The organism is Halapricum salinum (assembly GCF_004799665.1).
Lineage (GTDB): Archaea > Halobacteriota > Halobacteria > Halobacteriales > Haloarculaceae > Halapricum > Halapricum salinum.
Map to the genome: position 1 here is coordinate 2,337,666 of NZ_CP031310.1, position 19,044 is coordinate 2,356,709.

The following is a 19,044-nucleotide window of genomic DNA, read 5'->3' on the forward strand; positions in this document are numbered from 1 at the left end:
GCAGTATAAGGGATCGCGAGTGCTATGGTATGTATGGACGTGTCAATATCCGGTCGACGGGGGTCGCCATGAACACGATCGATCAGATCGTCAGGGCGGTCAAAGAGACCGCCGACTACATGAACACGCACCTCGCGAGCCACGCGGGTAGCCGCGGTGAGACCAACCCCAGCGGCGAGGTCCAGTCTGCCGCGGACGTCTGGGCCGACGATCTCTTCTTCGACGCACTCGGGCCACTGGACGGCGTCGGCGGCTACGCCAGCGAGGAACGTGAATCGGTGATCGACTGCGGCGAGGGATATACTGTCGCCGTCGATCCGCTCGACGGATCGGCGAACCTCGCCTCGAACAACTCCGTCGGGACGATCGTCGGCGTCTACGACGCCGAACTCCCCGCCAGCGGGCGGTCGCTCGTCGCCTCGATGATGGTGCTTCACGGCCCGTACACCACCATGACCGTCGCTCGCGAAGACCGTGACGTCGTCCAGGAGTACCTCCTGCAGGACGGCCACAGCGAGCGTCGCGGGACGTTCACGATGCCACAGCCGCCCGCCGTCGTCGGGATCGCGGGCAAGCCGACCGATCGCTCGGACCGGCTCAACGCCCTCGCCGAGGAACTCGAACGCGACCTCAAACTCCGCTACGGCGGCGCGACCGTGGCCGATCTGGCGCAGGTCCTCGAATACGGTGGCATCTTCGGCTACCCCGAGTCCGAGGTCTACCCCGAGGGGAAACTTCGAGTCCACTTCGAGGCCGCGCCGCTGGCCTATCTGATCGAGAACGCCACTGGAGCCTCCAGCGACGGCCACCAGTCGCTGCTCGATATCGATCCGGACGGTCTCCACGCCCGGACGCCGACCTTTTTGGGTGATTCGGCGCTCGTCGAACGGGTCGAAGACGCACTTGCAGAACCCTAACTCGCGTACTGCTTTGCGGTCGTGTAGGCCTCTCGAACGCGCTTGAACTCCTCTTCGTCGCCGCCCTGGTCGGGATGGACGTTCTTGACTTTCCTCCGATAGGCCGATTTGACCTCGTCGATCGGCGCGCCGGCCGGCAGCCCGAGCGTAGCGAACGCCCCCCGCGCCGGATGTGTGGTTTGCTCGGTTTCGGGTTGGGACTCGCGCGTCTCGAAGGGAAGTCGCGCGCCGATCGCCACCCCTGGCAGTTCGTGCTCGACGAGAATCGGTACAGTATCGGTCTTCTCGATCCGGAAGTACGCCCGCGCGTCGAAGGTGATGGCGACGTCACGCTGTGGGAGGTAGAAGGCGACGGGCTGGCCCGCGACCGGGTGGTCTTCGGCGTAGGACTCGTCAATTTCGTCGAGGTAGTCCCGGATCTCGACCCGGCGCCGTGATTCGGTATTGCCGTACTGCTGGCGGGTCTGTTGGGCGGGGAAGAATCGATCGGCCAGCACGAACAGTCCGGCGACACAGCAGCTAGAGCCGACTCCCAACACTGTTCCCAGAACGAGCCAGTCCGGCAGCGTGGCGACCCACTCCGGCAGACCAGCGAACGACTCCATCAGTCGACGGTCGCTTAGGAACCAGCCCTCAAGAAAGGTTCGCTCGGGGCAATCTGTGCACTGTCGCGCGCGTTCGTCAGCTCAACCTAGCCGATGTAACGCAGATCCTCTTCGGAGGGGGTGGCGTTGCCCTGTTCCATCTCCTGGATCTTCCGGACGACCTCTTCCATCTCCTCGGCGCGGTCCTCCAGCGAACTGAAGTCGACTTCGAAGCCGATGACGTCCTGCAAGATTTCGAGCACTGCCTGGGCGCTCTTGGGATCGACCAGATACCCCGAAGTCTCGCCCATCAGACAGGCCGCAGCGAGATCACGGCGCTCGCTCAGACCGAGCAGGAGACCGGAGACGCCGACGATTCCACCCGCGGGTTCGTCCTCGCGAAACTCCACGCCCGCTTCTTCGAGTTCTTCGACGAAGGCCTCGGTCGTGGCCGCGCCGAGCACGTCGTACTCCTCGATGAGCTCGCCCGTCGGGACGCCCCCGAGCGCGAACACACGCTCAACGCCCAGATCGTCGGCGACATCGAGGAACGTGTCCGTGAGGCCGTAGTGGCCGGCGTTGTCCTGTGCCTGGTGGTCGCCAGTGAGTGTGACCACGTCGGGACCGGTCTCGGTCTCGACGGCGTGGAACTCTGCGTGTGCGAGTTCGGCTTTCCCGTCCTCGACGCTGACCTGTGGCGGAAAGTGCTTCGAGTAGACCCGACAGACGGGTTCGCTGTCCAGTTCTTCGAGGATGTGTTCGGCCGCGAGCTTGCCGACGTGGCCGACGCCGGGCAGTCCCTCGACGAGGACTGGGTCCTCCAGCTCCGGCTCGGCGAGTACGTCGATCTCGAATTCGTCCATACCCGCTATTCGCGGCGCCGCTCCTTAAGTGCCCTCCGGTACGAGCCGTACCGGTCTTCGGGTGAGAAGGGGGCTGGCGCGCTGTTGACAGCTTCGGCGCCACAGTCGGGACAGGTGCCAGAAAGGGTGTACACCGGGCGTTCGTGGGCGGTCTGCCACGCCGAACACACCCGGATATCCGATTTCATGTCGGTTCGCGATTATTCTTCGTCGGTGTTGCGTTCGCGGTGATAGAGCGCGCTGCCGCCGTGCTCGTCGACGACTGCGGCCGCGCGGTCGGCAGCCGTCTCGAGTTCAGCTTCGGCGGTCTTGTAGTCGGGGGCCTGCACCTTGATGCGGTACTCCGGCGAGCCCACGTAGGTCACTTCGAGCTCGACCTCTTCGGGAACACCGGAAGACGAGTCTTCCGAGCCCCCACTCGCTTCGCTCGCGGGGACCTCCCCGTTGCCCTCGGCGGCCTGCAGGGCCTCCTTGAGCACGTCGACGCCGTCACCGTCGAAGACTTCCAGATCGACGTAGCCCGTGACCTTGACGTACGGGACGGAGACGTTCTCGCGGGCGGTCTCGACGATGGCCTCGATCTCGTCGTCGTCGAGATCGGTGTCTTCGAGCGCCTCGGCCCCGTGGATGGCGGCCTCCTCGAAGCCGGCATACATCGAGCCGAATTCGGCGAGCAGTTCGTTCGCGACGGCGGCGTACTTCTCGTCTGCGATGTCGTCGCCGAACGATTGCTCCATCCAGTTGTCGGCTTTCCGCTCGTTTTTCCACTCCTGGATCTTGTCCTTGCGCTGGTGGTCGTTGACGTCCTTCAGCGAGAGGTCGATCTGCTGGGCGGATTCGTCGACGTCCAGAACCTTGGCGACGACGCGCTGGTCGACGCTGACGTGGTCGCGGACGTTCTTGATCCAGCCGCTGGCGACCTCGCTGATGTGACAGAGGCCGCGCTTGTCCTCGTACTCCAGCAGGTCGACGAACACGCCGAAGTCCTCGATCTCGTCGATGCGGCCGACGACGAGTTCGCCCGGTTCCGGCCAGCCGCTGTACTTCATCGTTACCGTGCCTCGACGGTCTCGACGACCTCGCCCTCGATCTGGGCCTTGCCACCGGTCGGGACTGCGAGCGTGTGCCCGCAGACCGCGCAGGCGACCTCCGAGGCGGCCTTGCCGAAGACGATCTGTTCGTTCTCACAGTCCGGACAGGCGACGGTGTAGAAGCTTCCTGCCATATTTACTCCTGGAATTCGAGGCGGCCGGCGCGCCATCCTTCGCGGACGTGGGCCTTGCCACACTCGCCACAGCGGTAGGTGAGGTTGGTCTTCTTCGTCGGCTTGTCCCCTCCGGGGACCTTCGAGAACTTGCCGTCGTTCCCGATGCCGCTGTTGCGCTCGCGCTGGCGGTCGTTGACCTTTTTCATTCCCGAGGAACGGCCCGATCGGACCTTCTCGACCTCGTGTTCGTTGTGCTCGTTACAGTGCGGACAGTACGTGTTGAATCGGCGTGGCATCTGCATAGCGAATCGTCCTTGCCGGCGATTTGACGTGCGCGCTTAAAACCCGTTTGGTTCCGGACCATCGCGGTGTTGCGGGGATTTCGCCGCCCTGGCTGTTTCGAGGGCCTTCGAAGTCCCTAAGTACAGTTGCGCCGAATCGACGTCTATGAAGAACCTCATCGTCAACGGCGACCCCGGGAAGCTCCGCAAGGGCGCTGTCATCGAGTACGACGGTCAGGAGTACGTCTGTTTCTCGGTCAAGCGCCAGGGCGACTGGCACGGTCCCGACCGCCCGCAGCTGTGGTGTACGGTCGGTCAGGAGGACGAGCGCGAGACCTACGAGCGCCGTCAGTACATCCCGATGCACCTCGACACGCTCTCTGCGGACGCAGACGCCGTCACCGTCGTCGAGGCAGCCTGATAGTGATTATTGTAGCGATTTACCGGTACGACCGCCTGCAGTCGGGTAGTCGATCCGGAACAGACCGACAATAATCACTCTGACTTCTCGCCTGCTTACTCGTCGAGTGCGCCCTGGTCGACGCGGTAGATCGTCACCAGCGGCCACTCCTTCTCGACCGAGACGACCGACAGACGATCGACCGTTATCGGTCGATACTCCGACCGTTCGTTCGGTCCGACGTAGATCAACTCCACGTCGTATTTCGCCAGCAATCGTCGCTGCTCGGCTGGCTCGCCAGTGAACATCGCCCGCACGTCTCTGAGCCGCTGCTCGTACACGTCAGGACCGCGGTAGGCCCGTTCCGGCAGCTTGCCCAGAACTGTCGGCACCCCAGTGAGACTCGCTGGCCCGTTGTACCAGCGGTACTGTGGGCCCGGATCGCTGAGCATGTTCGGCTGGCCCTCGACCTCGCTGTCGAGCCAGTAGACTGCCGCCGCCTCCACGTTGTGATCACGCTCGACGAACGCCAGCGCGTCCAGCGTCGGATCGGCGATCCGCTCGGTATCGGTACTGAACGTATCCACCGGCTCTTCGGGTGTGTACGCCACGGCGATCCCGAACGAGCCGTACAGTCCCGCGCCGACGACGAGCAGCCCGACCGCCAGCGTCAGCCCCACGCGCTGGCTCTCGTCGATCACTGCTCGTCGTTCAGCAAGACGGTCGAGCGCGATCGTCGCGAGACTCCAGACGATCGCGAGAACGAGTACGAATCCCGCGAGTGCCGACCACGCTGGAATCGCCGCGAGTGCGTCGATCGAGGGCGACCCGGCGATGTCGCCGGTCAGACCGAAGTGGACTGTGAGTGCGAGCATCCCATAGAGCGAGACGGCGACCATCAACGCGACTCCGAGGGCAGCGAGTGCCCGCCTGCCGAGGTCGCCCGAGAGATCGAGTGCGGATTGGCGTTCTTCCAGGAGTCGGACCAGTATCACGCCCGCAGCGACGCCCGCGAGGATCCACACCTGCATGTAGACCTTGAAGACGGTGTTGAACCGGCCGCCTGCGCCCGGCTCGACCACGTAGACGAACTCCACGAGGACGATCAGTCCGGTGAGCGCGACCAGCAGCACCGTCTCGAACCCCGGCTGTGGTGGGCTCTCACCGTCCTCGTCAGTGCGCCACGGGATCACCGTTCGACCGAACACGGAGACGGGGCCGGAGCGACGCAGCAGTATCCATCCGCCCAGGAGTATCGGGAGGAACAACCCGACTGCGGGCACAGTGAGCACAGTCGTCACGGCCACGAGCGTCGTCGCTGCTACGGCGACGGTGACTGCTTCGGGCAGTCTGTAGTGACTGTGGCGATAGAGGTACAGACCGTACAGCAGGAGGAACGCCCCGTGAGTGAGGAGCAACTCGGCGAGTGTGCTCCGGCCCGGGAACGCGCCCGGAGAGGTGTTCGCGCTGCTGGATTCGAACAGCCAGTACGGCGAGGACAGCACCCACGCGATCGCGAGGACGATCACGCCGACGACGACGGCGACGCCGAGTCGCTTGCCTTCGCGTTCGAGCCACGAGTCGATCGTTCGGTCGGTCGCTCTCTCTCCTCGAAGCAGTGCCAGTGGGTTCGTGGGACCGAGCGCCAGCGTCAACACGACCAGCCCGCCGACGGCCGGGAACGACCACGTGTTGACGACGGCGACGACGGCCCCCAGCGCCGGGAGGACACCGAACAGCGTGCCCAGTGTACGCGTTCGTGAGCGACCCGTCCCGGCGACGAACACCTGCAGGAGGATCGTCGCGACGACCAGCAGGAAGGGCGTACTCATCATGTGGGCGTGCAGATCGCCGTTGAGCCACGCAAAGAGGGGGAACTCGGTGATCGCGTTGTCGATGACGCGACTGGCCGACCAGTAGCTAAATTCCGAGATCGAACTCGCGATTCCCCGGTCGCGCGGGAGCGGGAAGAAGAGCCCCGCGACCCAGTTCCAGCCCGCCGCCAGATAGCCGAGCGGCGCACCGAGTAGGCCAAATTCTCCCGCGGCGTGTTCGAGGATGGCTCCGCCGAAGCGGAACGACGTCTGGAGGTTGCTGGCGACGCCGACGAAGAACGCGCTGGCGAGACCGGCGCGGTGGGCCGAGAAGCCGCGGTGGGCCGCGATCGATCTCGCGAGACCGTAGGCCGCGGTGACGAGCATGGCGTAGTAGCCCGCCAGCGCGAGGTTGTATGCGAAGCGCCCTTCTGTGCCCGTGATCCGGGCGAGCAGCGACGCCAGCAGGTGGCCGCCGTAGTAGTAGCGGACGCTCTCGCCCGCGAACCATGCGTCCTCGGGCGGGACGGTGGTTCCGCGAAGCGAGGACTGCAGCAGGCTCATGTCGAGGAACTTCTCGCCGGCGAGTGGCATCGCGGCGGGATCGACGGCTCGGACCGCGATGAGAAAGCAGAACGCCACACTGAACACCAGTGCGACGCGGACGTAGGCCGCGTGGTCGATGTCGTACCCGCGATACCACAGCGTTGCCGCGAGAGCGCCCAGAACGAGGAGGCCGACCCAGAGCGCGAGTGTGATCGAGACCCGACCGAGGAAGAAGACGACGAGCCAGACGAGCGCGAGTGCGAGCGGGAGGGCGACCCCGGCTCCCAGGTCGTCGAGGTCCGGAAGCAGCGCGTGGGCGAGTGGCATCCCGACGTAGAGCAGCACCAGGTACGTAAGCAGCCAGAGGGCCACCAGCCCGTATTCCATACAGCAGCAAAGGGAGATGGGTCAGATAGGCTTTTTGAAGGTCGCGCGTGGGGCGGAGGGGATGTACCACGGTAGAAAGTCACGGGCGGCGACCGAATCACAACCCTTAATGACGGCCCCGAGTTACCAGAAGGTAGCGGGATGGGATAGCTAGGAGATTCCGGCGGGCTCATAACCCGCAGATCGGTGGTTCAAATCCACCTCCCGCTATTTTCGATGTGAACAAAACCGCGAGCACCGCGTAGCGTGTGCGAGCATCCGTGAACATCGACAATTGTTGAGTGGATTTGAATCAGGCGGCGGCGACCAGCGGGAGCTGACGACGTGGTTCAAATCCACCTCCCGCTACTATTCTGCTGCGAACAATTCGTGAGCAGCGAATCGTAAAGAGTGGATCTGAACGAGAGAACACGCAGCGTGAAGCGACCGTGTTCACGTTGTTCAAATCCACTGCCCGCTCTGTGCTGTCGCTCGCAAAATCGTGAGTGACTGACATTCGAAGTCGCTCGCAGGGTCCGAGTCGGTCGAACTCTACCCGTCGCCGTGTTCGTCGACGACGACGACCTCGCCGTCGACCACGTCGACGTTGATGAGCGTCTTGACGGCGTAGTCGGTGTCGTCGAGTTTGTTCTCGCCGCCGACTTTCTTGATGACGGCGACGGTGTCGACGATCTCGGCACCGACTTCTTCGAGCGCGCCCGTGATCGCTGCGAGCGTCCCGCCGGTCGAGAGGACGTCGTCGAGTACGAGCACGCGGTCGCCATCGTAGACGTCGTTGACGTACATCTCGCTCTCGGAGTAGCCCGTGACCTGCTGGAGGGAGACTTCCCCCTCCAGGCCGTACTGACGCTTGCGGATGACGACGAGGGGGATGTCGGTCATCAGTGAGACGGCCGTCGAGAGGTGAATCCCCATCGCGGCTGGGGTGACGATCTTGTCGACGTCTTCGAGTTCGGCTTTGCGGATGATCTTGATGACGATCTCTCGGAGTAGTTCCGGTTCGAGCATGGGGACGCCGTCGCTGATCGGGTGGACGAAGTAGTGGTAGCCGTCCTTCTCGATGATCGGGGCGTCGAGCAACGACTGTCTGAGGCGGTCCATGTCGGCGCTACTCCCGGCGAGGCTAAAAGTTCCCCGTCACGCATTCATCGTGTGGATCACACTCACACTGCGCTCAGAAGGTCCGCGAGCACCCGGAGGATCGGCAGGAGTTGCCCGCCGTCGACCGGATACCGCCCCAGTCCCGTCGCGTAGGCCGTCACGACCAGCAACGAGAAGACGACCGTTCCAGCGGTCGCCAGTCCGATCGCGCCTGCGACGACTCGGTCAAAGCGATCGGTGTACGGGGTCGCGGTCGCGCCGACGGCGAGCACGCCCGCGAGCCCGAGCCCGACCAGCGCGTGAAACTGGAAGGCCTCGCCGAGGGCCAGCCCTTGGGAGAGGACGAACGCTGCGACGACCTGGCCGCCGATCAGCACGCCTCCGGCGACTGTCCAGGCGACCGTCCAGGTCTCTTTCCTGCAGACGCGTTCGATGGGGGTCAGGAGGACGAGCCCGACGACGGAGACAGGATACAGCGGTATCAGATAGCGGACCGTGACCTGTGCGTGCAGCGGCAGGCGCTCGACATACAGTAGTGTGAATAGCGCAGTGAAGACGACGACTGCGAGCGCGGTCGCCGGTCTGGGATCACGGAGCCGGCGTGGGTCGAAGTTCGCCCTCAGGCGATTCACCGCTGCGAGCGGCACGGCGACGGCACTGCCGAGTACCGGTGCCGACTCCAGCACCGAGAGGTTGATGGCTTCCTCGCTTGCACCCGAATTTGCGACGACGTATCCGCTGCGGACGAACGTCCGGTAGAGGTCGCTCGTCCGTTCGGTCGCCGTCTCGACGCCCCCGACGAGCAACCTCACGAACGTCGTGCCGGCCGTCACGATCGCGTCGAGCAGCCCCACGAGTGACTCCACGATACTACCGCCGCCCCCACCTGAGCCGCCGCTTCCGGGATCGGCTGTTGGATCGCCGTCTGCACCACCCGGGTCGACGACGCTGCTGCCCGCATCGGCGATATCGAAGCTCCGCAATAGCCGCGGCGGGACGAACGGATTGCCCGCGATCAGGAAGTTGGTCAGGAAAAACGGGACCAACGCGAGGACGAACACGCCGCCGACGACCGGCAGCGAGCGGTATCTGGCTGCCGGCGACGAGGCAAAGTCGGCCACGACGAGCGTGACCAACAGCACGAGCGCCTCGGGCGCGTGGATCCACGCGAGCAGGGCGACTGCGGCGTAGGCCCCGCCGTGGACGAGGTCCCGTCGGGGCGTCTCCGGATCGCGACTCTTCGCGAACGCGAACAGCGCGAGCAGCACACAGAGTGTCGTGAAGACGTGTCGTTTCGGGATCGGGGCCCAGAAGCCGATCGGCGTCCCCAGAACGACGAGGACGCCGGCGACGACACCCACCCGGGGAGTCGCGAGATAGCCGACCAGACGATAGGCGAACACGGCGACCAGCGCCCCCGAGAGGATCGACGTGAGTTGCATCGCGAGGACGGGAACGATCGCCTCTGGAACGGGCGTCGCGACGGCGACGTTCGCGAGAAACAGCACGAGCGCGAGCACACACCCACTGAGGGCGAACGCTCGTCGGTAGTCGAGAATCCTGCCCAGGACGACCGAAAACCAGAGGAGAGCCAGCGACCACACTGCGACGAGCGCGATCCGAAGGTCGGCGACCACCGAGGCCCCCTCGAGTAGCCAGTAGGCGGGCAACGAGAGGACGAGCTGGCCGTAGTTGCGCCCGTAGAGCTGGCCGTCGACGACGTGCATCCCCGGCGTGTCGAGTGAGGGCCCGAAGACTGCCCGCTCGATCGACAGGTGTCCCTCGGTGAGTGCGACGAAGGCGTTGGCCGTCGTGTAGGTGTCGGTGATGAATATTCCGACACGGGTCAGCAGGGCGATGTAGCACAGCGAGCCGAGAAAGAGCGCGAGACCGCGCTGATCGCCGACGACGAGCCGGCCTGCTCGAACCGAGCGTGTGTGGATGCGAGCGACGACTCGACTGACATCGGCTGCCGATACCGTTCGGGAGTCGCTCATCGTTGCACCTCGACGGTGATCGACTGCTCGCGGACGGTGATCTCCTCGCCGTCACCGCGCAGGAGCAGCGTCAGCGACGCGTCGTAGCTGTCTGCGTCGAGCTCGCTCTCGTCGATCGTGAGCCGCTGGATCGATAGCTGCTGTCGGGCCGACTGGTGGGTACAGAGAAACAGTGTCGGGCCCGCGCTCCGGCTCAGTTCCGGAATCGAGATCGTATACGAGAGGATCGGCTGGCCACTGACGTTCGTCGCCCGCACACTCCCGTCGGGGACTTCGAGGTAGTACGTCTCGGCCCCGAACTGCCCTTTCGAGATGGTCGCGCTGTCGGGCAGCGACTCGACGCTGACATCGGCAGTCCCGGATCCAATCTGGGCCGTACAGCCTCGCGGTTCCTGCGTGAGGTCGACTGCTCCCACGAGCGGGCCGGAGACGAGCGTCACCAGAACAACGAATCCGGTCACGCCGTAGACCGCCAGCCGCGTCTCCTCCATCACTCCAGGGAAGGCGGAACGTGGGAATAAAACTGTCGCGGGTCGCCGACGAGAACGATTTTTGGTGGTGGCGCTCGACTGCGACGGTATGGGCGAGTTCGACCTCGATCTGCAGGCCGTCGAGGACAAGCTAGACGGGACCGACGGCGGGGACGCACGCATCGTACTCGACATCCTCGATGGGACCACCGACGACGAGGAGTGGCTCGAACTGATCGACCAGGGCGCGGTGCTGGTGCTCAACGTCGAGGGCGATGTCAACGAACTCGCGGCCGGGTTCGCCCGCGAGATTCGGGATATGGAGGGTGAGTTGGTCCACTTTCGTGGCTTTCTGATCGTCGCCCCACCCGGCGTGATGGTCGACACCGACCGGCTCAATTAGGCTGCGCTTCCATCAGCGTCAGGTAGTGGCCGTCCGGATCGAGTATCCTGATCCCCTTTTCGACTGTTTCGGCCGCACGTGTGCGCTCTCGAACCCGATCGATCACTCTGCCGGGATCGTCGGTCCGCAGCCCCCAGTCGACGTGAACGCCGCCGCGGCCATCGGCGATTCCCAACTGCGGTTCCCACAGCTCCAGGTCAAGTTCGCCAGTCGTCAGGCGAATCCGCCGCCGTTCGTCACCACGGTCGACGACTTCGAACCCCAGATCGGTGTAGAATCCGGTGGCCCGCTCTAGGTCCGCGACCTCCAGGACCAGTTCGAAGATACCGTCGATTCCCGGCCCGGCGATGTCGCGCTGACCTAGCTCGACGCAGTTGTCCGCCGGATCGTCGAGATAGAGCGAGCGTGCGTCGCCGAAGACTGCCTCGACCAGCTCGAAGGTCGAATCGAGACGGTTCCACCACGTCTCGTACTCCCCGGAGGGGATCGAGAACGCGTAATGTGTGTGGACGCCGCCTCGCGGGACCGCGCCCGGTCGGCGGATCACGAGTTCGGTGTCGCCAGCGTCCAGTACCGTCTCGGTTTCGGTCCGCCTGACGACCGGCAGGTCGAGATCGGTGCGGTAGAAATCGACCACCGGCTCGCGGTGTTTGGCCTCCAGCGCGACCCAGCCACAGGAACCGAGCATACTGCGAGTGTGGTACCCCGGGAGGAAAAACCTCGTCGTCGATCAGACCGCAGCCGAGGCGTATCCGGTGATCGTACCGACGATCGTCTCCCAGACCGAGAAGCCGGTCGTGATCGCCAGTACGGTGTCGGCCGCGAAGAAAGCGAAGATCGCGGCACCGAAGAAGTGTGCCTTCCGGAGGTCGAACGTGTGCGAGAAGGTGTGGAAGAAGTAGGCATTGGCGAGGCTCACGGGAACGATCGCGAGCATCTCGCCGACCCATATTCCGGGGTGTGCGCCGTACTCGACGGCGAGGCCGATCGTCACGAGTTGGGTCTTGTCGCCGACTTCGCCTGCGGCCATCATCGCGAAGATCGGAACGAATCCCCCGAGGGAGTTCGGGACGTCGTAGCCCAATAGCGTCACGTCAAGCTCGCCACTCGCCGTCGTCATTCCGCCGTCAGTCGTCGTCGGCTCGGCTGCCGGGGCCGGTGCTGAACGGACGAGCAAGACTGCGAACACCGCGAACAGGACCACGGTGAACAGTTCGAGATACAGCTCCGGCAGCGCACCTCTGAGCGCGCTCCCCAGCCAGATCTCGACGGCCGTCCAGCCCGCGAAGGCCGCGCCAGCCGCCGAAACCACGAGCAGCGGGTGGTACCGCGTCGAGAGCCCCGCGATGATGAACTGCACCTTCTCGCCCGGGAGCACCGCGAGCTGGGCCGTCGCGGCAGCGACGACGACCGCGAGCCACTCACTCACGCCTGCTCACCGCCCGACTGGCGATCCGTGCCGCTCGCATATACTCGAATTTAGATCCATCTAACACGTAAGCGTTGTGGACCAAACGAAAAATTGCTGTCTGGGAAACACCGTCTCAGGCCGGTTCTTCGACCTGTTCGTCGACGGTTCCGCCACCACCGCTACGGCCGCCGAAGGTGAGGACCCACAGGACGGCGAGCCCCAGATAGAATGCCAGCGTGATCGGGATCGCGAGGATCAGCATCGTGAAGATTCCGCTCGGAGAGATGAACGCGGCAAAGGCGAAGATGGCGATGGTCACTTCGCGCCAGCGTCGCCACATCGACTCGACCGAGATCAGGCCGCCGAAGTGGAACAACAGCATCGTCACCGGGATTTCGGCGAGGAGGCCGATTCCTACGGTCGTATAGACCACCATCCAGCCGTAGTACTTGATCCGGTAGGCGATGACCATGTTCGCCCCGAGCGCGTCCTGGGCCAGCCAGGAGATGACAGCAGGCGCGACCTGAGTGTAGCCGACGTAACTCCCGAGGGCGATCCCGGCGACGAGCGACCCGCCCCAGACGATCAGGACGCGTCGGTCGCCAGTGACCAGCCCGCGCGATTTGAGCGCTGGCCAGGCGTAGTAGACGATCAGCGGCAGCGTCACGGCGATGGCAACGAGCGCGCTGAACTTGATCTCGAAGATCAGGTGTTCGACGGGATGCAGCGCCACCGTCTGGACGTCCTCGCTCCGCATGCCTTCAGGCAGGCGGGCGGTGAAGTCGTCGTTGATCTGCTTGATCCCGCCGCGATAGAGCCAGACGAACAGGCCACCGAGCACGAGCATGAACAGGCCGACGATCCTGAAGGCCTTGGAAGTCAGCGACTCCAGGATGAACGTGATGTCGTAGTAGTAGCCGCCGATGTCCTCCTCGGTCGTCTCGTCGTCGGTGAAGGCGTCGACCACGCCCGCCGTCGTCTCGGTGACGACGTTGCCCGAGCCCTCCTCGCCACTGCCGCTGGCGGCTTGCTCGCTGTCGTCCTTGTACTTGTCTTCGGGCAGCGTGTCGCGTTCCTCCGGCGGCGGGCCGGCTTCGGGTGGGCGCTGTTCCTCGGCCGGCAGTTCGGTTGTCTCTGCGGTCGTCTCGGGCTGTTCGGCGGTCCCGGTCGGTTCGGCGGCTTCCTCGGTTCTCTCCTGAGCCTCGTCGAAGCGGTCGAGGATCGCTTCTGCCTTGTCGGGATCGTTGTCCTCTATGGCCGTCGAAGCCAGCCCCATAGCCTCGTCTTCGCTCATCTCCTCGAACACTTCCGGCGGAGCGGCCCGGACGCCCGCGGCGTCGAGTTCGCTCACGTCGATCTCCGAGGGGTCACCGACGCTCGCGGGCGCCGTCGGTGCCAGCGCATCTAGTTCCCGGGAGACGAACCGGTAGAAGACGACGATCGCGACGACAATCGCGACCGCGGTACCGACGAGTCCGGCGGCGATCTCCTCTTGCAGACCGGTGTACTCACCGAGCGGCGTGAGCGTCGGCCAGTACTCACTGGAGCCGAACGTCTCGTTCAACGTCTCGATCCCGCCGGCGGTGAAGAACAGATAGATCGCGAGGAAGGCGACGACCGAGACGCCGGCGATGACGTTCCAGCGCGACCGTGCGATCGCGGCGAAATTCATCCGATCACTGCTGCGTTTGATCGTCACGACGACCCGGGTAAACTTCAGACTCGCCGCGTAGAGGACGACCAGCGGCGTCGCCCACATCAGCTGGGTGATCGGGTCCGGCGGGGTGAACAGCGCGCCGGCGGCGTAGAGCCCGAAGACGGCGTGTTTCCAGCGATCACGAAAGGTCTCGTAGGGGACGATCTCGGCGTAGGCCAGCGTACTCATCACGAGCGGGAGCTGGGCGGCGATCCCGAAAGAGAGCGACAGCAGGATGATGAACTCCATCCACTTGGTGATCGAATAGGTGGGGGTGAAGCCGGAGTTCACGGCCGTGTCGATGAGGAACTGGAACATGATCGGGAAAAAGAGAAGATAGGCGTAGGCGATCCCGACGACGAACAACGTGACGACGCCGAGACCGATGAACGCCAGCTTCCAGCGCGCGATCGGCGCTTTGGGCAACCAGCCCCGTCGCCGGAGTGCGTCCCGAGAGAGATATAGCAGCGTCGGAATCGCGAGGATCACACCGACGATGAGCCCGATCTTGAACTGCAGGAGGATGACTTCGAACGGCGTGACGGCGACGACTTCGGCTTCCTGAGTGAGGAGATCGTCTTTGAGCGCGTCCCACAGGTAGTTCTGCAGGAGGATGATGGTCCCGACGAGCGAGACGACGAAGACGATGAAGACTTGCTGGAGATTGCGCTGGGCGGCTCTGAGAATCTGCCCAGCGGCTTCGCGACCGCCAGCGATCGTGCGACGTGTGTCTTCGTCGAGTGCGCCGGACATAGCTCTCGGGGGCACTTGCCGACTCTCTGTTATCAATTTATTCATCCCCGACGCCCGTCAGCGGGCCAACGTTCATCCTGGGAGGGCGCGCAGAAAAGAAGGCTTACAATAGGGGGGGTACAAGCGGCGTCCACTATGGGCGAGGGCGAGACTGGCGGCCCGGACGTGCCGGCCGAAGAGCCGACGGTCCCGGCCGAGCCGTACGAGCCTGACCCCGACGCGGGTCCGCCCGGCGGACTCGAAGGCGCGCCCGACGATCAGGAACTCCCGCTGACCGAGCACATCGAGGAGATGTTCAGCCGGCTGCTGAAGGTGCTGGCCGTCATGGCACTCGCCAGCGCGATCGTCTTCCCCTTCGCCGAGGAGATCATCAACTTCCTGTGGTACTCCTATCTCGAAGAAGCGACAGCCCAGACCTGTTCAGGCGGCGTCGGCATCGCGAGAGATAACGCCTGTCCTCGCGTCTATCACCCGCTGGGGCTGATCCTCGCTCGCCTGAAGGTCGCGACCCTGGCGGGGTTCGTCGTCGCGCTCCCGATGTTCGTCTACCAGAGCTACCTCTTCATGCGACCCGGGCTGTACCCGCGTGAGCGCCGGTACTACCTGGCGTCGGTCCCGACGAGTCTCGTGCTCGCATTCGTCGGGCTGCTGTTCGCGCACTTCGTCGTCCTGCGGGCGATATTCACGTACTTCATGTACTACTCCCAGGGCGCGGCAGAGATCGCGTTCAGTCTCGAACAGACCTTCGAGCTGATGGTGATGATGCTCGGGTTCTTCGCGATCATCTTCCAGATTCCGCTCTTCATCATGCTCGCGATCATGATGGGCGTGACGACCAGACAGTGGCTCGCCTCTCGGCGGTTGTACTTCTGGGCCGGCTTCGCCACCATCGCATTCATTTTCAATCCCGATCCGACCGGGATGGCACCCTTCGTCGTCACGGCGACGATGATCGCGCTGTTCGAGGGCACTCTCGCCATGCTGTACTGGACCCGCGAGGGCGCGCTCGCACCCACTCTGGAGAACGCGACGGCGGCCCGGCCGCTGGTGTGGGGCGCAGCCGCTCTCGGTGGGTACGTCGCCAGTGGCCTGCCGCTGCCGGAAAGCTACTTCGGGTACCTTCCCACGGCGGCCGTCGACGCGCTGGCCTCGATCGGCGTCCTCACGTACCTGCCGGCGATCGTGGCCCTGCTGATCGTCGGACTGTTCGAGGGGACGATCCTCCTGCTCAAGCGCTATCCGAGTCGGCGGACCTACCGCATTCGACTGGCGATGTACCGAGTGCGACTTCTGGTCTGGATCGGCGCGGTCGCCGTGGGCTACTTCGCCAACCGCCGGCCGCCGCTGCTCGCGGAAGCGGCGTCGATCGAGTTCCCGACGATCCAGGTCGGGGCGGCCGTCCTCGGCGTCGTCGCCGTCTACGAACTCCTGCTGGCGATCTGGCGCTGGCGGGCCGGTCGGCAGTCCGAACCGAACCGCCCCGGGCGGTAATCGCGCCACGCTAGTCGATATTCGACACTCTCGGTCTCGTTGCTAACTGAAACTGCACACCCTCAGCGACGACCAGCCGTCTCGCTGTCGTCGCTACTCCGAACGGGGATACTCGACGTCGAGAAGATCGTCCTCGGTGTCGCTGTCCGCGGGGCTCACGCTGCCCGTTCGGTAACCGTGCAGATCCAGCGTCACGTGCTCGAACCCGCAGTCCTTGAGGTGCTCGCGGGCCGCTCGGACGAAGTCGGGGTCGAGCGCGACGTCGAGTTCGTCCTCGCCGACTTCGATCCGCGCAAGCCCGTCGTGATCGCGCACTCGAAATTGCTCGAACCCCCAGGTTCGCAGGAGGCGTTCGGCCTTCTCGATCCGTGAGAGTTTCTCCTCGGTAACCTCCAACCCCGTGGGAATCCGCGAGGAGAGGCAGGCCATCGAGGGTTTGTCGGCCACAGAGAGGTCGTAGTGACGAGCGATCTCACGGACCTCCTCTTTGCTGATGTCGTGAGCCAGCAGCGGCGAGTACGCGTCGAGTTCGTCGACGGCCTGCAGGCCGGGGCGGTGGCCCTCGCCGGGGTCGTCGGCGTTCGTGCCGTCACAGACGGTCTCGATTCCGAGGTCGCGGGCGCGGTCGAACATCGCCGACAGTCGCATCGATCGGCAGTGATAGCAGCGCTGGTCGTCGTTTGCGGCGAATTCTTGACTATCGAGTTCCGAGAAGGTGGTCTCCTCGTGGCGGATACCGATCTCTCCGGCCACGCGCCGGGCGTCGTCGAGTTCCTCGGCGGGCAGGGTTTCGCTTCGAGCGGTACACGCGACGGCGTCGCTCCCGAGGGCATCCTCGGCGATAGCGGCGACGACGCTGGAGTCGACGCCACCCGAAAAGGCGATCAGGACGCCGTCGTAGCCGGCCAGATCGGCCCGTGCGGCGTCGAGCTTGTTCGCGACAGCAGGAGCGAGATCCGCGGACATGTCTCTGTGTACGTGTGCGTGAGCAAAAGCCCGTTGTGTCCTCCTCAGTTTCTGTCGACGACTTTCTCCTCGCCCTCGAAGTGTGCGGAGTTGTCCTGCGGGTCGTAGCCGAGCGCCTCGCGGGCGTGCTGGATCGAGTAGTATTTCCGGTCGTTGTCGGAGATGCCGTAGACGATCTCGAAGTCGTACTCGGCTTCCAGGGCACACTGGTGAAGGTGGGCACAGTCGGGATAGGAGAGCCACATGGCCTGGCCGCGCTCGTAGTCGATCGGCGGGTGGTTCTTGGTGAGATTGCCGATCCGAACGTTACACACGTCGATCCCGTAGGTGTCGTGGTAGTATCGGCCCAGAACCTCGCCCGTCGCCTTGGAGACGCCATAGAGGTTGCCGGGGCGGGGGAGTTCGGTCCCGTCGAGCAGAAAGTCGTCCTCGGGGCGGTACATCTCGGGGGTGCGCGTCTCGGTCTCGAAGGCCCCGACGGCGTGGTTCGAGGAGGCGTAGACGAACTTCTCGACGCCCTCGGAGACGGCGGCCTCGTACATCTTCTGGGTCCCGTCGATGTTGTTCTCGAGGACGCTGTCCCAGGAGGCTTCCGGACGGGGATCACCAGCGAGGTGGATGATCGCCGAAACGCCCTCGACGGCGGCGTTGACCAACGCCTCGTCGGTGACGTCGCCGATCATGTACTCGTGGTCGGGTTCCTCGTCCGGGGGGCTGTGCAACAGCAGTCGCCAGTCGTAGTCCTCGGCGAGCCCGTCGAGGATCGCCTCGCCGACACGGCCGCCAGCACCCGTGAGCAGAACGGGATCGTCCATCGGGTGTATCTCTGCGACCGGCCAGTAAGTAAGATGCGGTTCGTGTCGCCACCCACCCGCTGTCGCTCCGGACGGTCAGTCGGTGATGTGACCTTCCTCGCGCAACTGGTCGGCGTCCTGTTTCTCGTAGCGCCAGGTGATGTCGGCTTTCTCGTCCTGCCAGTCCCAGGGCTCGACGAGCACGACGTCGTCCTCGCGGATCCAGATGCGCTTTTGCATCTTGCCCGGGATGCGCGCGGTGCGTTCTTTCCCATCCATGCAACGGACCTTCACGCGGTTGGCCCCCAGCATGTTCGTGACGACGGCGAACACCTCGTCGTCGTCGGGCATGCGGAGATCCTTGCGCCCGCTGTCGTCGCTCATACCCGTCACTTCGACTGCCCGACGGCTTAAGTTTTCCACCTCGCGCCGACTCGCCACTTGTGTAGGTTTTCCTGTATTTCCTGCCCTTGGAGAGAAGTCGATAACTCCAAGGGACCGAGGCGACGACTTGCAGGGAGAGATGGCGATTACGCTGCCCGACGAGGCCGAGGCGTGGATCAGCGCGTACCGGCGTCTCCTCAACGACAACGACGCGTTCGCCGAGGCCGCGTCCGGCTGGGGCGTCGACTTCGACGGCGACTTCGTCCTCGAGATCCACCCGGACGACACCTACGAGGGCGAGCCGATCTACTTCTATCTCGCGCTCCGTGACGGGGCGTGTCTCGACGTCGACGTCCTCGACGACCCGAACGCGGTTGCCCACGGCTACGCGATCCGCGGTGACTACGCCGACTGGAAGCGTCTCATCCGTGGTGACCTCGACATCGTCACTGGCGTGATGACGGGCGTGCTGGAGGCCGACGGCTCGACGATGCGGGCGATGCGCTACCAGGACGCCCTCGTCGAAATGGGCAACGTCGCCGCGCGGCTGGACACGGAGTTTCGGTACTGAGTCGGCAC

General features: G+C 64.6%; 21 protein-coding genes and 1 tRNA gene. 6 read left to right on the forward strand and 16 right to left on the reverse strand.

Annotated elements, in window-relative coordinates:
* Positions 1-68: 68 nt before the first annotated feature.
* Positions 69-917, forward strand: a complete 849-nt coding sequence (locus DV733_RS11445) for a class 1 fructose-bisphosphatase (RefSeq protein ID WP_049994569.1) — start codon at positions 69-71, stop codon at positions 915-917.
* Here DV733_RS11445 and DV733_RS11450 read toward each other — a convergent pair.
* The 6 genes from DV733_RS11450 to DV733_RS11475 all read right to left on the reverse strand — a co-directional run bounded on the left by DV733_RS11450 (position 914) and on the right by DV733_RS11475 (position 3,873).
* A complete protein-coding gene (locus DV733_RS11450) occupies positions 914-1,522 on the reverse strand; it encodes a J domain-containing protein (protein ID WP_079979492.1) in 609 nt (202 codons plus the stop codon). The two genes, DV733_RS11445 and DV733_RS11450, sit on opposite strands and share 4 nt — an antisense overlap.
* Before the next feature lie 86 nt (positions 1,523-1,608).
* Positions 1,609-2,364, reverse strand: a complete 756-nt coding sequence (locus DV733_RS11455) for a proteasome assembly chaperone family protein (RefSeq protein ID WP_049994568.1) — start codon at positions 2,362-2,364, stop codon at positions 1,609-1,611.
* 5 nt (positions 2,365-2,369) lie between these two features.
* Positions 2,370-2,552, reverse strand: coding sequence for an RNA-protein complex protein Nop10 (locus DV733_RS11460; protein WP_079979491.1), 183 nt, complete (start codon positions 2,550-2,552; stop codon positions 2,370-2,372).
* Positions 2,553-2,564: 12 nt separating this feature from the next.
* Positions 2,565-3,413 carry a translation initiation factor IF-2 subunit alpha gene (locus tag DV733_RS11465; protein ID WP_049994567.1) on the reverse strand — a complete coding sequence of 283 codons (849 nt, stop codon included), beginning with the start codon at positions 3,411-3,413 and terminating at the stop codon, positions 2,565-2,567.
* A gap of 2 nt (positions 3,414-3,415) precedes the next feature.
* Positions 3,416-3,589: a 30S ribosomal protein S27e gene (locus tag DV733_RS11470; protein ID WP_049994566.1), complete on the reverse strand. Its 174-nt coding sequence runs from the start codon at positions 3,587-3,589 to the stop codon at positions 3,416-3,418.
* Positions 3,590-3,591: 2 nt separating this feature from the next.
* Entirely contained in the window at positions 3,592-3,873 is a 282-nt protein-coding gene (locus tag DV733_RS11475) for a 50S ribosomal protein L44e (protein WP_049994565.1), read from the reverse strand.
* A gap of 145 nt (positions 3,874-4,018) precedes the next feature.
* Here DV733_RS11475 and DV733_RS11480 point away from each other — a divergent pair, with 145 nt between their 5' ends.
* On the forward strand, positions 4,019-4,273 hold the full coding sequence (locus tag DV733_RS11480) for an HAH_0734 family protein (RefSeq protein ID WP_049994564.1): 255 nt from the start codon (positions 4,019-4,021) through the stop codon (positions 4,271-4,273).
* Positions 4,274-4,368: 95 nt separating this feature from the next.
* On the opposite strand, the gene DV733_RS11485 is transcribed toward DV733_RS11480, so the two are convergent.
* Positions 4,369-6,999 carry a DUF2298 domain-containing protein gene (locus DV733_RS11485; RefSeq protein WP_049994563.1) on the reverse strand — a complete coding sequence of 877 codons (2,631 nt, stop codon included), beginning with the start codon at positions 6,997-6,999 and terminating at the stop codon, positions 4,369-4,371.
* Positions 7,000-7,134: 135 nt separating this feature from the next.
* Between DV733_RS11485 and DV733_RS11490 the strand changes: the two genes are divergently transcribed.
* A tRNA-Met gene (locus DV733_RS11490) sits at positions 7,135-7,209 on the forward strand.
* A gap of 321 nt (positions 7,210-7,530) precedes the next feature.
* Here the strand turns inward: DV733_RS11490 and hpt are convergent.
* The 3 genes from hpt to DV733_RS11505 form a co-directional block, all read right to left on the reverse strand.
* On the reverse strand, positions 7,531-8,100 hold the full coding sequence (hpt, locus tag DV733_RS11495; RefSeq protein ID WP_049994562.1) for a hypoxanthine/guanine phosphoribosyltransferase: 570 nt from the start codon (positions 8,098-8,100) through the stop codon (positions 7,531-7,533).
* Positions 8,101-8,162: 62 nt separating this feature from the next.
* Positions 8,163-10,097, reverse strand: a complete 1,935-nt coding sequence (locus tag DV733_RS11500; protein ID WP_049994561.1) for a hypothetical protein — start codon at positions 10,095-10,097, stop codon at positions 8,163-8,165.
* Positions 10,094-10,588, reverse strand: a complete 495-nt coding sequence (locus tag DV733_RS11505; protein ID WP_049994560.1) for a hypothetical protein — start codon at positions 10,586-10,588, stop codon at positions 10,094-10,096. The genes DV733_RS11500 and DV733_RS11505 overlap by 4 nt, the downstream gene beginning before the upstream one ends.
* An 88-nt stretch (positions 10,589-10,676) precedes the next feature.
* Here DV733_RS11505 and DV733_RS11510 point away from each other — a divergent pair, with 88 nt between their 5' ends.
* Positions 10,677-10,970 (forward strand): DUF5779 family protein, encoded by a 294-nt coding sequence (locus DV733_RS11510; RefSeq protein WP_049994559.1) that lies wholly within the window; start codon positions 10,677-10,679, stop codon positions 10,968-10,970.
* On the opposite strand, the gene DV733_RS11515 is transcribed toward DV733_RS11510, so the two are convergent.
* The 3 genes from DV733_RS11515 to DV733_RS11525 form a co-directional block, all read right to left on the reverse strand.
* On the reverse strand, positions 10,963-11,658 hold the full coding sequence (locus DV733_RS11515) for a VOC family protein (protein ID WP_049994558.1): 696 nt from the start codon (positions 11,656-11,658) through the stop codon (positions 10,963-10,965). The two genes, DV733_RS11510 and DV733_RS11515, sit on opposite strands and share 8 nt — an antisense overlap.
* A gap of 42 nt (positions 11,659-11,700) precedes the next feature.
* On the reverse strand, positions 11,701-12,399 hold the full coding sequence (locus DV733_RS11520; protein WP_049994557.1) for a TMEM165/GDT1 family protein: 699 nt from the start codon (positions 12,397-12,399) through the stop codon (positions 11,701-11,703).
* Between the two features lie 115 nt (positions 12,400-12,514).
* Positions 12,515-14,830, reverse strand: coding sequence for a twin-arginine translocase subunit TatC (locus DV733_RS11525; RefSeq protein ID WP_049994556.1), 2,316 nt, complete (start codon positions 14,828-14,830; stop codon positions 12,515-12,517).
* A 135-nt stretch (positions 14,831-14,965) separates the two neighbouring features.
* Between DV733_RS11525 and tatC the strand changes: the two genes are divergently transcribed.
* Positions 14,966-16,321 (forward strand): twin-arginine translocase subunit TatC, encoded by a 1,356-nt coding sequence (gene tatC / locus DV733_RS17790; protein WP_079979490.1) that lies wholly within the window; start codon positions 14,966-14,968, stop codon positions 16,319-16,321.
* A gap of 93 nt (positions 16,322-16,414) precedes the next feature.
* Here tatC and larE read toward each other — a convergent pair whose 3' ends face one another.
* From larE to eif1A, 3 genes are all read right to left on the reverse strand, one after another.
* The gene (larE, locus tag DV733_RS11535) at positions 16,415-17,287 is read right to left on the reverse strand and encodes an ATP-dependent sacrificial sulfur transferase LarE (protein WP_049994555.1); all 873 of its coding nucleotides are present in this window, start codon (positions 17,285-17,287) and stop codon (positions 16,415-16,417) included.
* A 44-nt stretch (positions 17,288-17,331) separates the two neighbouring features.
* Complete coding sequence (gene azf / locus DV733_RS11540; RefSeq protein WP_049994554.1) at positions 17,332-18,102, reverse strand: NAD-dependent glucose-6-phosphate dehydrogenase Azf; 771 nt, start codon at positions 18,100-18,102, stop codon at positions 17,332-17,334.
* Between the two features lie 75 nt (positions 18,103-18,177).
* On the reverse strand, positions 18,178-18,465 hold the full coding sequence (eif1A, locus tag DV733_RS11545) for a translation initiation factor eIF-1A (protein ID WP_049994553.1): 288 nt from the start codon (positions 18,463-18,465) through the stop codon (positions 18,178-18,180).
* Between the two features lie 139 nt (positions 18,466-18,604).
* Here eif1A and DV733_RS11550 point away from each other — a divergent pair, with 139 nt between their 5' ends.
* Positions 18,605-19,036, forward strand: a complete 432-nt coding sequence (locus tag DV733_RS11550) for an SCP2 sterol-binding domain-containing protein (protein WP_049994552.1) — start codon at positions 18,605-18,607, stop codon at positions 19,034-19,036.
* Positions 19,037-19,044 lie beyond the last annotated feature (8 nt).